This window comes from Oricola cellulosilytica (assembly GCF_019966575.1).
GTDB lineage: Bacteria > Pseudomonadota > Alphaproteobacteria > Rhizobiales > Rhizobiaceae > Oricola > Oricola cellulosilytica.
This window is the reverse complement of sequence record NZ_JAINFK010000002.1, coordinates 85,087-96,977: the sequence shown is the minus strand read 5'-3', so window position 1 is coordinate 96,977 and position 11,891 is coordinate 85,087. Positions and strand designations below refer to the sequence as shown.

Genomic DNA, 11,891 nt, shown 5'->3' with positions numbered 1-11,891 from the left:
CGGACATGTGCCGATGGGTTGACACTATCAGGTGATTCCGGGTCTGACCCCGTTGAAATCCGCAGACCCCGAAGCCACTTACAGGGAGTGATTTGTTCGGGGCCAATTGGCACGGGCAGGCACCTCAAAGCCGATACGGCACGAAAGGAAAATACGAATGGCTGAAGCCGAAACGAAAACAGCAGCGGGCGGTTCCGACGGGCTCTATGCCGTCTTGCCGTTGCGCGACATCGTTGTTTTCCCCCACATGATCGTTCCGCTCTTCGTCGGTCGTGAAAAGTCGATCCGTGCGCTCGAAGACGTGATGGAGAACGATCGCCAGATACTCCTCGCGACCCAGATGGACGCCGCCGACGACGATCCGTCCCCCGAAGCGATCTATCGTCACGGAACGGTCGCCAATGTTCTTCAGCTTCTGAAGCTGCCCGACAACACCGTGAAGGTGCTGGTCGAGGGCGTTTCCCGGCTCGAGATCGAGCGCTTCAGCGAACGCGACACGCATCTTGAAGCCTTCGCCGTTGCGGTCGAGGAGCCGGAAGAGGATGCGGTCGAACTGGCCGCGCTTTCGCGCTCGGTGATCTCCGAGTTCGAGAACTACGTGAAGCTGAACAAGAAGATTTCGCCGGATATCGTCTCCGCGGTGACGCAGATCGACGATGCGTCGAAACTCGCCGATACGGTGGCTTCGCATCTTTCGGTAAAGATCAGCGAAAAGCAGGACATCCTTGAGACCGCCAGCGTCAAGACGCGCCTCGAAAAGGCGCTTGGACACATGGAATCGGAGATTTCGGTTCTGCAGGTCGAAAAGCGCATCCGCTCGCGCGTCAAGCGCCAGATGGAGAAGACCCAGCGCGAGTACTACCTCAACGAGCAGATGAAGGCGATCCAGAAGGAACTCGGCGATGGCGAGGACGGCCATAATGAGATTGCCGAGCTGGAAGAGCGTCTGGCCAAGACGAAATTCTCCAAGGAGGCGCGCGAGAAAGTCGACGCCGAGATGAAGAAGCTCAAGCAGATGAGCCCGATGTCGGCCGAGGCGACGGTGGTGCGTAACTACCTCGACTGGATGCTGTCCATTCCGTGGAACAAGAAGTCGAAGGTCAAGTACGACCTCGACGTCGCCCAGGAAGTGCTCGATGCGGATCACTACGGCCTGGACAAGGTCAAGGAGCGCATCGTCGAGTATCTTGCGGTGCAAAAGCGCCAGAACAAGCTCAAGGGCCCCATCCTGTGCCTCGTCGGTCCTCCCGGCGTCGGCAAGACGTCGCTCGGCAAGTCCATCGCAAAGGCGACCGGCCGCGAATTCGTGCGAATGGCGCTCGGCGGCGTGCGAGACGAGGCCGAAATCCGCGGCCACCGCAGGACCTATATCGGGTCGATGCCCGGCAAGGTCATCCAGTCGATGAAGAAGGCCAAGAAATCCAATCCGCTCTTCCTGCTCGACGAGATCGACAAGATGGGCATGGATTTCCGCGGCGATCCGTCGTCGGCGCTACTCGAAGTCTTGGACCCGGAACAGAACTCGACATTTATGGATCACTACCTCGAGGTCGAGTACAACCTGTCCAACGTGATGTTCATCACCACGGCGAACACGCTCAACATCCCGGCGCCGCTGATGGACCGGATGGAGATCATCCGCATCGCAGGCTACACCGAGGACGAGAAGGTCGAGATCGCCAAGCGGCACCTGCTGCCCAAGGCGGTCCGCGATCACGCGTTGAAGGAGGATGAGTTCGAGGTCACCGACGCGGCGATCCACGAAATCATCCGCACCTACACCCGCGAGGCTGGTGTGCGTAACCTCGAGCGCGAATTGATGACGCTCGCCCGGAAAGCCGTCACCGATATCCTTCGCACCGGCAAGGATAAGGTGGAGGTCACGCCCGACAACCTCGCCGATTATCTTGGCGTGCCGCGCTTCCGCTTCGGCCAGATCGAGGGCGAGGACCAGGTCGGCGTCGTCACCGGCTTGGCGTGGACCGAGGTGGGCGGCGAGCTGCTGACCATCGAGGGCGTCATGATGCCCGGCAAGGGCAAGATGACCGTCACCGGCAATCTGCGTGACGTGATGAAGGAATCGATTTCCGCTGCGGCGTCCTATGTCCGCTCGCGGGCGATCGATTTCGGCATCAAGCCGACGGTGTTCGACAAGACCGATATCCACGTGCACGTGCCGGAAGGCGCGACGCCCAAGGACGGTCCGTCGGCGGGCATCGCCATGGCGACGGCCATCGTCTCGGTCCTGACCGGTGTACCCGTCCGCAGGGATATCGCCATGACCGGCGAGATCACGCTACGTGGCCGGGTGCTGCCAATCGGCGGCCTCAAGGAAAAAATGCTCGCCGCGCTGCGCGGCGGCATGAAGACGGTGCTGATCCCGGAAGACAATGTGAAGGATCTCGCCGACATTCCAGAGAACGTGAAGAGCGGACTGGAGATCATTCCCGTGGGCCGCATCGGGCAGGTGCTCGAACACGCGCTCACCGAGAAGCTGGAGCCCATCGAATGGGACGCCGAGGCCGAATCAGCCAAGCGTGACGTCGCTTCGATCGAGGACGAAAGCGTGGCGAATTTGCCGCATTAGGTCCCTCCTGGCCGCCGACATTGGAAAACGCCGCAGAAATGCGGCGTTTTTTGTTGGAATTCCGGGCTTTTTGCCGGTATTTGGCTTCGGCTCGGGGCAGAAAACCTATAATGTCCCGGTGCTCACGGTGCGGCTGGCCGGGCAGGTCCGGTGGCCACCGGTTCGCATAAAGAAGGATAGTGACAATGAATAAGAACGAACTCGCGGCCGCTGTGGCTGACAAGGCTGGTCTTTCCAAGGGAGATGCAGCATCGGCGGTCGATGCTGTCTTCGAGACGATCACCAGCGAACTGAAATCCGGCGGCGACATTCGTGTCCTCGGCTTCGGCAATTTCAGCGTGAATCATCGCGCGGCAACGACGGGCCGCAACCCGATGACCGGCAAGCCGGTCGACATTCCGGCCAAGAAAGTCGCCAAGTTCTCGGCCGGGAAGGGCCTCAAGGACGCCCTCAACGGCTGATCGCGCAGACGTTTTTCGGAAGACCGCGGCCGCCCGCCCGGGCAGTCGCGGTTTTTCTTTGCGTTGATTTGGGAAAAATGTCTACCGCCGGCGGGCGCGGTTGAAGCTCGCGGTCAGCAATTGCGTCATGTGCGCGTCGCGCGCACCGCCGGAATCGCCTCCCATCACCACCCCGACGAGTGACTTGCCGCTGCGTTGCACCGATGCCGCAAGATTGTAGCCCGACGCGCGGACGTAGCCGGTCTTGATGCCGTCAGCGCCGGCCACCATCTCCAGTACCTTGTTGTGACCGCGAATTGTCTTGCCGTTGTAGTCGAAGCTGCGCAGCGAGAAATAGCTGTAGTAATGCGGAAAATTCCGCCGGAGCGCGAGGCTGAGAAGGGCCATGTCGCGCGCGGTGGTCCGCATCTGCGGATCTGGCAGGCCGGATGCATTGGTGAAGACGGTCGAGCGCATTCCGAGCGCGCGCGCTTTCGCCGTCATCTGGTATGCGAACGCCTCCTCGGACCCGGCGAGTTGCTCGGCCACCGCCGTGGCCACGTCATTGGCGGACTTGACAGCCAGCGCCCGGATCGCGGTGTCGACTCCGATCGTTTCGCCAGGCTTCAGATAGAGTTTCGATGCAGGCTTGGTGGCGGCGTTGGCGGAAACCGGAATCTGCGACATCCGCGACAACCTGCCCTGATCGATAGCCTCGAATAGCAGATAGAGCGTCATCATCTTGGTGAGCGACGCCGGATAGCGCGGTTCGTCGGCTGCCTTCGCATAGAGCACCGTGCCGTCCTTCGCGTCGACGATGATGGCAGCGTATTTCTGCGGATCGGCTTGCGGCGCCGGAATTTCCAGAACGGACGACGTCGTGCAGGCGGCAAGGCTCGTTATGCACAGCAGGGCAATCGCATGGAAACTGCGGCGCGTTATAAAACTCAAGATTGGCTCCCCATGGCGTTGGCGCCAGCCGGACTATTACAATCCGAAATATTTGGCCAATAACAAAATCTCGTTAACGCCTACTGATCCGTGCCGCTGGAAACGGCTCGCGGAATGCCTATCATTGCGACCGGGCGAGGGCGCGTATGTTGATTGAAGGAGACCGGAAATGGCTGCAACCCCACCAATTTGCGATTTTGGCTGGAAGGCCGTGAACGCCAAGTTGAAGGGCACCGATGGCGCGGAGCACGCGATTTTTGATTTCGCCGGCCCGAACGGCCTCGTCGTCGCCTTCATCTGCAATCACTGTCCCTATGTGAAGGCGGTGGCCGAACGCCTGGTCCGCGACGCCGAGGATCTGGCGCCGCTCGGCGTCGGTATCGTTGCGATCAATGCCAACGACGCCACGGCCTACCCCGAGGATTCCTTCCAGAACATGCAGGCCTTCGCCGCACGCCACGCTTTCTCCTTTCCCTACCTGCACGACGAGGATCAGTCGGTCGCCCGCAGTTACGGGGCGGTCTGCACTCCCGATTTCTTTGGTTTCAACGGCGATCTCCAGCTGCAGTATCGGGGGAGGCTGGATGCTTCGCGCGCCCAGCCCGCCGGGCCGGACACCCGACGCGATCTGTTCGAGGCGATGAAACAGGTTGCGGAGACGGGCGAGGGCCCGCGCGACCAGACCCCGTCAATGGGTTGCTCAATCAAGTGGAAGGACGCGGCCTAGAAAACCGGCTGACGGTGACCGGCTCGGCGCCAGGCTCCTCGCGCGTTTTGTCGGTCGTCGCGGCAGAGGGGCCTCTGGTAGACGCCGCGTCCGATTGCGGCGCGTGGCAGCGACAGGTGCCTCCCGCGGCCTCTGGCGACAACGGGAGACAATGATGAATGGCGTTCAGGCGAAGAAAAGTGCCACTCCGGCAACGGACGTAAGTCCGCCAAGGACCCGGGCAAGGTATTCCCCGTTGCGGCTGTGTGCTCCGAACGTGGAGTTGATGGCGAAGCCGATCGTCAGTCCAAGGGCGTGAAGAAGCGCTGTTGCCGCTGCAAAGCCCGCCGCATAACCAACTTCTCCGGCAAGCCCGATTTCTCCTCCATGTGCATAACCATGGAAAAGGGCGAAGACACCCACCAGGGTGGCGCTTGGGACGAGGGGCATTCTAACGGCAACGGCCACCAACAGACCCAGCGCTAAGACCGATGCTAGAATCGCGGGTTCGACAAAGGGAAGCGGGAAGCCCGACAATGCCAGTAGGAAGCCGAAAAGCATGGTGCCGACAAATGCCGACGGAATAACCCAAAGTCCCTTTCCGCCATTCGAATAAGCCCAGAGCCCGACTGCAATCATCGCCAATATGTGGTCGACGCCAAGAAGCGGGTGAGAAAAGCCAGTTGCAACGGAGACCTGTTCGCCCGGATTGAGGTGGGCGGCAGTCGGTACAGTCGTCAGCGCCAAGAGTGCGGCTGCGCAGGAAAGTCGTCTGAGCATCGTGATCCCCTGTCTTGAGTAAATCAGCGCCCCGAAATGGGTCGCGCTCGAAAACAGCTATATCGTTTCACCCCCAGACCACAATGCACTCCGAATATTTTCCCGAAACGGCTCCTATCCGGCTAGCTTCTCGGAATGATAGCCATGACCAGGTCGTAATTAGAGCTCGAACGCAGCCGCATCGAGGAGTTTGTGGTGGGGTCCCTAAGCTGCCGGGATCCTAGATAGGAAAATGGTGGGCGGTGAGAGGCTCGAACTCCCGACATCTTCGGTGTAAACGAAGCGCTCTACCAACTGAGCTAACCGCCCGGACCGTGGCCGCTATCTAATCGCGAATGCCGCATGATGCAAGCACCTGTAGAAGTGGATCCAATGGGCGATGAACCAGGTTCGAAGCGCCGCGAAAAATTCGTTCGCGCACAGGCTTCGGCGCGCTTGACAGCGTATGGGGAACCGCTCTATTGACCGCTCACGCTTCGGTCCAGGCCGGAGCCGATGCGCGGGTGTAGCTCAGTTGGTTAGAGTGCCGGCCTGTCACGCCGGAGGTCGCGGGTTCGAGCCCCGTCACTCGCGCCATCAACCATCAGAAACATTTTCGCTGGATACCATTTTTGTCCCGTGTGCCGCGTTGTAGCGGGCTGGGCGCGACACCTAAACAGTTCCGAATTTTTCCCCTATGCTGCACTTGCGCAGAAACGCACCAGGGTCTAACCGATGCACAACGCAAATGCGGTGAAGTGCTTTAGCCGGACCTGCCGTCCGGCTGCGCAGAAAGGCGCTCCGCCGCACAGTGAAATGGTGAAGCCGTACCCATGGACGCAGTCATCGCATCCTATTTGCCGATCATCATCTTCCTTCTGGTCAGCGCCGGCATCGGCGCCGCGCTGCTGATCGCGCCCTTCATTGTCGCCTACAAGGACCCCGATCCGGAGAAGCTGTCCGCTTATGAGTGCGGGTTCAACGCCTTCGACGATGCGCGCATGAAATTCGACGTGCGCTTCTATCTGGTGGCGATCCTGTTCATTATCTTCGACCTTGAAGTGGCGTTCCTGTTCCCCTGGGCGGTGTCGTTCGGCGAGATCGGCATGATGGGTTTCTGGTCGATGATGGTGTTCCTGACGGTGCTGACGGTCGGCTTCATCTACGAATGGAAAAAGGGAGCGCTGGAATGGGATTGAGCGACGGCCCGACCCTCGTCGCGCCGCAGCCGAAGGGCGTGATCGACCCGAGAACCGGCAAGACCGCCGGAGCAGACGATGCCTTTTTCGGCGACGTCAACAACGAACTTGCCGACAAGGGCTTTCTCGTCACCTCCACTGACGAGTTGATCAACTGGGCGCGCACCGGCTCGCTCATGTGGATGACGTTCGGGCTTGCCTGCTGCGCTGTCGAGATGATGCAGATGTCGATGCCGCGCTACGACGCGGAGCGGTTCGGCTTCGCTCCGCGCGGCTCTCCGCGCCAGTCCGACGTGATGATCGTCGCCGGCACGCTGACCAACAAGATGGCGCCGGCGCTGCGCAAGGTCTATGACCAGATGCCCGAGCCGCGCTACGTGATCTCGATGGGCTCCTGCGCCAATGGCGGCGGCTATTACCATTACTCCTATTCGGTGGTGCGCGGCTGCGACCGGGTGATTCCGGTCGACATCTACGTACCGGGCTGCCCGCCGACTGCCGAGGCGCTGCTGTATGGCGTGCTGCTGCTGCAAAAGAAAATCCGCCGCACCGGCACGATCGAACGCTGATCGCCGCGCCCAACGGAGCCGCACCACGATATGGCCGCAACCACTGAAACGATCGAAGACCTGGTCAGCACGCTTGCTGACGAGCTGGAAGGTATCGACTACGAGACGTCGGTCGCTCATGGCGAACTGACGCTGAAGGTCGGCCTCGGCTCGCTGATCGAACTGCTGACCGCGCTCCGCGACGATGTCCAGTTGAAATTCGTCTCGATCATCGACATTTGCGGTGCCGACTACCCCGGCCGCACGAAGCGTTTCGACGTCGTCTACCATTTGTTGTCGCCGACGCTGAACCAGCGCCTGCGGGTGAAGGTGGAGACCGACGAGGAAACGGCCGTGCCCAGCGCCGTGCCGGTCTTTCCCGGTGCCAACTGGTTCGAGCGCGAAACCTACGACATGTATGGGATCCTGTTCACCGGCCATCCGGATCTGCGCCGTCTCCTCACCGACTACGGTTTCGAGGGTCATCCGCTGCGGAAGGATTTCCCGCTGACCGGCTTCGTCGAGGTGCATTACGACGACGAGGCAAAGCGCGTCGTTTACGAGCCGGTCAAGCTGCGCCAGGAGTTCCGCGATTTCGACTTCCTTTCGCCATGGGAAGGCACGGAATACGTGCTTCCGGGGGATGAGAAGGCCAAACAATGACCGAACACAACGTCCGCAATTTCACCATCAATTTCGGGCCGCAGCATCCCGCCGCTCACGGCGTTCTGCGGCTCGTGCTGGAGCTCGACGGCGAGGTTTGCGAGCGCGTCGATCCGCATATCGGCCTGCTGCACCGCGGCACCGAGAAGCTGATCGAGCACAAGACCTATCTTCAGGCGATCCCCTATTTTGACCGGCTCGATTATGTCGCGCCGATGAACCAGGAACACGCCTTCGCGCTGGCGGTCGAGCGGCTGATCGGGCTCGAGGTGCCGAAGCGCGGCCAACTGATCCGGGTACTCTACTCGGAAATCGGCCGTATCCTGTCGCATCTGCTCAACATCACCACGCAGGCGCTGGACGTCGGCGCGCTGACCCCGCCTGTCTGGGGTTTCGAGGAACGCGAAAAGCTGATGGTGTTCTACGAGCGGGCCTGCGGCGCGCGCCTGCATGCCGCCTACTTCCGGCCGGGCGGCGTTCACCAGGACCTGCCGCGCGATCTCGTCGAGGACATCGGCAAGTGGATTGATCCGTTCTTGAAAGTGGTCGACGATCTCGATGATCTGCTGACACCAAACCGTATCTTCAAGCAGCGCAACGTCGATATCGGGGTGGTCAAGCTGGAAGACGCCTGGGCGTGGGGATTCTCGGGGGTCATGGTGCGCGGCTCGGGCGCGCGCTGGGACCTTCGCAAGTCGCAGCCCTATGAGTGCTACGACGAGATGGAGTTCCAAATCCCGATCGGCAAGAACGGCGACTGTTATGACCGCTACTGCATCCGCATGGAAGAAATGCGCCAGTCGGCCTCGATCATTCGCCAGTGCGTCGACCGGCTGCTTGGCCAAGAGGCGGTGGGGCCTGTTTCCAATACCGACAACAAGGTGGTGCCGCCGAATCGCGGCGAGATGAAGCGCTCGATGGAAGCGCTGATCCACCACTTCAAGCTCTACACCGAGGGCTACCACGTGCCGGCTGGCGAAGTGTACGTGGCGGTCGAGGCGCCGAAGGGCGAGTTCGGCGTCTATCTCGTCTCCGACGGCACCAACAAGCCCTATCGCTGCAAGCTTCGCGCCCCCGGCTTCGCGCATCTCCAGGCGATGGATTTCATCTGTCGGGGTCACATGCTGGCCGACGTTTCCGCCGTGCTCGGCTCGCTCGATATCGTGTTTGGTGAGGTGGACCGCTAATGTCCGTTCGTCGTCTCGCAGAAGAAAGCGTCCAGCCCGACAGCTTCAAATTCTCGCGCGCCATGGCCGCGGAGGCCAAGAAGTGGATCGGCAAATATCCCAAGGGGCGTGAGCAGTCCGCCGTGATCCCGCTGCTGATGCTGGCGCAGGAGCAGGACGGATGGGTGACGCGCGCCGCCATCGAGCATATTTCGCAAACGCTCGACATGCCGCGCATCCGCGTCATGGAGGTCGCGACCTTCTACACGCAGTTCATGCTGCAGCCGGTCGGAAGGAAGGCCCATGTACAGGTTTGCGGCACGACGCCCTGCATGTTGCGCGGAGCGGAGGACCTGAAGAAGGTCTGCCAAAACAGGATTCATCACGATCCGTTCGCGCTCAGCGCGGACGGCGCTCTGTCCTGGGAAGAGGTCGAGTGCCAGGGGGCCTGCGTCAACGCGCCGATGGTGATGATCGGCAAGGACACCTACGAGGACCTGACGCCGGAGCGCCTCGAGGAAATCATCGACGCGTTCGAGGCCGGCAAGGGTGACACGATTACGCCCGGCCCGCAGGTCGACCGCGTGTTCTCGGCCCCGGCGGGCGGCCCGACGACGCTGCTGGAAGACCCGGCCGGTCCGTCGGAATCCACCCATACGCCGAACGGCAAGGCCAATGGCGAGCAGGAGATGACCAAGGCCGCCAAGCCGAAGACCGCGGCCCCTGAGGGCGCGCCCGCCTTTGCTGATCCGGACGAGGCCGAGGGGCCGGGCAGGAAGAAGGCTTCGAAAACGCAAGTCGACGCCAAGACCGAGGATGCCGGCCCGACCCTGAAGGTCGCCAGCACGGCGAGCTCCGTCAGGCCGAAGGAGACCGGAGGCGCAACCGTCGAGTCCGGCAATCCGACGATGAAGGTCGCTGCGACCGCGTCGGGGCGCGCGCGCGCCGCAAGCAAGGAGAGGGTTGCGGCAGCCGCGCCGGCCTCTGACGACACGAACCGCCCGGCGGGCATCGAAAGGCCCGCACAGCCCGACGATCTGAAGAGGATTTCCGGCGTCGGTCCGAAAATCGAGGGAATTCTACACTCGCTCGGCATCTACACCTTTGAGCAGATTGCCGGCTGGAATGCGGCCGAGCGTGAATGGGTCGACGGCTACCTCAGGTTCAAGGGCCGTATCGAACGCGACAACTGGGTCGATCAGGCCAGGACCCTCGCCGGGGAGAACGGATGACGATGGCCGCAGACGCGACGCATTCGATCGAGCAGGATTCGCTGGGCGAACCTTCGCTGTGCATGCGCACCAGCGTGATCTCGGCGGTGGGCGTGACCCTGGTCTTCACGCTGGTCGCGCTCCTGACGCACGAATGGGCGTGGTTGGTCATCCCGGCAGCGGTCGTGTTCATGGCGGGCATTCAGGGCCTGCTGCTGGTTTTCTTCCCCGCGCTGCGCGGGAGAACGGCATGTGGAATGAAAGGCTGTGGCGATGCTCGCTGATCAGGATCGCATTTTCACCAACATCTACGGCCTGCGCGACAAGACGCTGAAGGGCGCGATGGGGCGCGGCCACTGGGACGGCACGGCGGGCCTGATCGAAAAGGGCCGCGACTGGATCATCACCGAGATGAAGGAATCCGGCCTGCGAGGCCGCGGCGGCGCGGGTTTCCCGACCGGCCTGAAGTGGTCGTTCATGCCAAAGGAGTCCGACGGACGGCCCCATTATCTTGTCGTCAACGCTGATGAGTCCGAGCCCGGAACCTGCAAGGACCGGGACATCATGCGCCACGATCCGCATACCCTGATCGAAGGATGCGTGATCGCGGGTTTCGCAATGGGTGCCCACGCTGCCTACATCTATATCCGCGGCGAATACATCCGGGAACGTGAGGCGCTGCAGTCGGCGATCGACGAATGCTACGACGCTGGCATTCTGGGCCGAAACAACAAGTGCGGCTGGGACATGGACGTCTACGTCCACCACGGCGCGGGCGCTTACATCTGCGGCGAGGAAACCGCGCTGATCGAAAGCCTCGAAGGCAAGAAGGGCCAGCCGCGCCTGAAGCCGCCGTTCCCGGCCAATGTCGGCCTCTATGGTTGCCCGACGACGGTCAACAACGTTGAATCGATCGCCGTCGCGCCTACCATCCTGCGCCGGGGTGCCGGCTGGTTCGCGGGCCTCGGCAAGGAAAACAACACCGGCACCAAGCTGTTCTGCGTCTCCGGCCACGTCAACAATCCGTGCACGGTGGAAGAGGAGATGTCGATCCCGTTCCGTGAACTGATCGACCGCCATTGCGGCGGTATTCGCGGCGGCTGGGAGAATCTGCTGGCCGTCATTCCCGGGGGCTCGTCGGTTCCGCTCGTACCCGCCGAGGAAATCATCGACTGCCCGATGGACTTCGACTCGCTGCGCGCGCTGAAATCGGGCCTCGGCACGGCCGCGGTCATCGTTATGGACCAGTCGACGGATATCGTGAAGGCGATCGCGCGGCTGGCCTACTTCTACAAGCACGAGAGCTGCGGCCAGTGCACGCCGTGCCGGGAGGGCACCGGCTGGATGTGGCGCGTGATGGAGCGCATGGTGGTTGGCAACGCGCAGAAGCGCGAGATCGACATGCTGCTCGATGTGACCAAGCAGGTCGAGGGACACACGATCTGTGCCCTGGGCGATGCTGCGGCCTGGCCGATCCAGGGCCTCATCCGCCACTTCCGCCCGGAGATCGAGCGGCGCATCGACGAGTTCTCGCGCAATGCTCACCAGACGGCCCCCGTGCTGGAGGCCGCCGAATAGAGTTGCGCCTTCGGGCGCTGAAATGAAAAGACGGGCGTGGGCCGGAGATACGGCCCCGCGAGCGGCAAGACCGCAAAGAGGAA

The 11,891-nt window shown here is 61.9% G+C and carries 12 protein-coding genes and 2 tRNA genes; 11 read left to right on the top strand and 3 right to left on the bottom strand.

Annotation, left to right across the window (positions count from 1 at the left end; translation table 11 throughout):
• Positions 1 to 157: 157 nt before the first annotated feature.
• A complete protein-coding gene (lon, locus tag LC298_RS05160) occupies positions 158 to 2,587 on the top strand; it encodes an endopeptidase La (RefSeq protein ID WP_131568451.1) in 2,430 nt (809 codons plus the stop codon).
• A 185-nt stretch (positions 2,588 to 2,772) separates the two neighbouring features.
• Positions 2,773 to 3,048 carry an HU family DNA-binding protein gene (locus LC298_RS05155; protein ID WP_131568453.1) on the top strand — a complete coding sequence of 92 codons (276 nt, stop codon included), beginning with the start codon at positions 2,773 to 2,775 and terminating at the stop codon, positions 3,046 to 3,048.
• An 81-nt stretch (positions 3,049 to 3,129) separates the two neighbouring features.
• Here LC298_RS05155 and LC298_RS05150 read toward each other — a convergent pair whose 3' ends face one another.
• Positions 3,130 to 3,978, bottom strand: a complete 849-nt coding sequence (locus tag LC298_RS05150) for a D-alanyl-D-alanine carboxypeptidase family protein (protein ID WP_199223257.1) — start codon at positions 3,976 to 3,978, stop codon at positions 3,130 to 3,132.
• A 169-nt stretch (positions 3,979 to 4,147) separates the two neighbouring features.
• Between LC298_RS05150 and LC298_RS05145 the strand changes: the two genes are divergently transcribed.
• A complete protein-coding gene (locus LC298_RS05145) occupies positions 4,148 to 4,705 on the top strand; it encodes a thioredoxin family protein (protein WP_131568455.1) in 558 nt (185 codons plus the stop codon).
• Between the two features lie 165 nt (positions 4,706 to 4,870).
• Here the strand turns inward: LC298_RS05145 and LC298_RS05140 are convergent, their stop codons facing one another.
• Positions 4,871 to 5,464, bottom strand: a complete 594-nt coding sequence (locus LC298_RS05140; RefSeq protein WP_131568457.1) for a HupE/UreJ family protein — start codon at positions 5,462 to 5,464, stop codon at positions 4,871 to 4,873.
• A gap of 233 nt (positions 5,465 to 5,697) precedes the next feature.
• A tRNA-Val gene (locus LC298_RS05135) sits at positions 5,698 to 5,773 on the bottom strand.
• Between the two features lie 190 nt (positions 5,774 to 5,963).
• On the opposite strand from LC298_RS05135, the gene LC298_RS05130 reads away from it, so the two are divergent.
• From LC298_RS05130 to nuoF, 8 genes are all read left to right on the top strand, one after another.
• Positions 5,964 to 6,040: transfer RNA gene (locus LC298_RS05130), tRNA-Asp, on the top strand.
• A 236-nt stretch (positions 6,041 to 6,276) separates the two neighbouring features.
• Positions 6,277 to 6,642 carry an NADH-quinone oxidoreductase subunit A gene (locus tag LC298_RS05125; protein WP_131568459.1) on the top strand — a complete coding sequence of 122 codons (366 nt, stop codon included), beginning with the start codon at positions 6,277 to 6,279 and terminating at the stop codon, positions 6,640 to 6,642.
• A complete protein-coding gene (locus LC298_RS05120; RefSeq protein ID WP_131568461.1) occupies positions 6,633 to 7,211 on the top strand; it encodes a NuoB/complex I 20 kDa subunit family protein in 579 nt (192 codons plus the stop codon). Before LC298_RS05125 ends, LC298_RS05120 begins: the two co-directional genes overlap by 10 nt.
• Positions 7,212 to 7,241: 30 nt before the next feature.
• Positions 7,242 to 7,853, top strand: coding sequence for an NADH-quinone oxidoreductase subunit C (locus tag LC298_RS05115; RefSeq protein ID WP_131568463.1), 612 nt, complete (start codon positions 7,242 to 7,244; stop codon positions 7,851 to 7,853).
• Positions 7,850 to 9,040 carry an NADH-quinone oxidoreductase subunit D gene (locus LC298_RS05110; protein ID WP_131568465.1) on the top strand — a complete coding sequence of 397 codons (1,191 nt, stop codon included), beginning with the start codon at positions 7,850 to 7,852 and terminating at the stop codon, positions 9,038 to 9,040. The genes LC298_RS05115 and LC298_RS05110 overlap by 4 nt, the downstream gene beginning before the upstream one ends.
• Positions 9,040 to 10,251, top strand: coding sequence for an NADH-quinone oxidoreductase subunit E (locus tag LC298_RS05105; RefSeq protein ID WP_131568467.1), 1,212 nt, complete (start codon positions 9,040 to 9,042; stop codon positions 10,249 to 10,251). Before LC298_RS05110 ends, LC298_RS05105 begins: the two co-directional genes overlap by 1 nt.
• Entirely contained in the window at positions 10,248 to 10,514 is a 267-nt protein-coding gene (locus LC298_RS05100; protein ID WP_131568469.1) for a hypothetical protein, read from the top strand. The genes LC298_RS05105 and LC298_RS05100 overlap by 4 nt, the downstream gene beginning before the upstream one ends.
• A complete protein-coding gene (gene nuoF, locus LC298_RS05095) occupies positions 10,504 to 11,808 on the top strand; it encodes an NADH-quinone oxidoreductase subunit NuoF (protein WP_131568471.1) in 1,305 nt (434 codons plus the stop codon). Before LC298_RS05100 ends, nuoF begins: the two co-directional genes overlap by 11 nt.
• The last annotated feature ends 83 nt before the right edge of the window (positions 11,809 to 11,891 follow it).

Excerpts from the sequence above, each read along its gene's own strand:
- lon (WP_131568451.1), top strand. The coding sequence starts at position 158 with ATGGCTGAAGCCGAAACGAAAACAGCAGCGGGCGGTTCCGACGGGCTC.
- LC298_RS05105 (WP_131568467.1), top strand. The coding sequence starts at position 9,040 with ATGTCCGTTCGTCGTCTCGCAGAAGAAAGCGTCCAGCCCGACAGCTTC.
- LC298_RS05120 (WP_131568461.1), top strand. The coding sequence starts at position 6,633 with ATGGGATTGAGCGACGGCCCGACCCTCGTCGCGCCGCAGCCGAAGGGC.
- LC298_RS05125 (WP_131568459.1), top strand. The coding sequence starts at position 6,277 with ATGGACGCAGTCATCGCATCCTATTTGCCGATCATCATCTTCCTTCTG.
- LC298_RS05115 (WP_131568463.1), top strand. The coding sequence starts at position 7,242 with ATGGCCGCAACCACTGAAACGATCGAAGACCTGGTCAGCACGCTTGCT.
- nuoF (WP_131568471.1), top strand. The coding sequence starts at position 10,504 with ATGCTCGCTGATCAGGATCGCATTTTCACCAACATCTACGGCCTGCGC.
- LC298_RS05100 (WP_131568469.1), top strand. The coding sequence starts at position 10,248 with ATGACGATGGCCGCAGACGCGACGCATTCGATCGAGCAGGATTCGCTG.
- LC298_RS05155 (WP_131568453.1), top strand. The coding sequence starts at position 2,773 with ATGAATAAGAACGAACTCGCGGCCGCTGTGGCTGACAAGGCTGGTCTT.
- LC298_RS05110 (WP_131568465.1), top strand. The coding sequence starts at position 7,850 with ATGACCGAACACAACGTCCGCAATTTCACCATCAATTTCGGGCCGCAG.
- LC298_RS05145 (WP_131568455.1), top strand. The coding sequence starts at position 4,148 with ATGGCTGCAACCCCACCAATTTGCGATTTTGGCTGGAAGGCCGTGAAC.
- LC298_RS05140 (WP_131568457.1), bottom strand. The coding sequence starts at position 5,464 with ATGCTCAGACGACTTTCCTGCGCAGCCGCACTCTTGGCGCTGACGACT.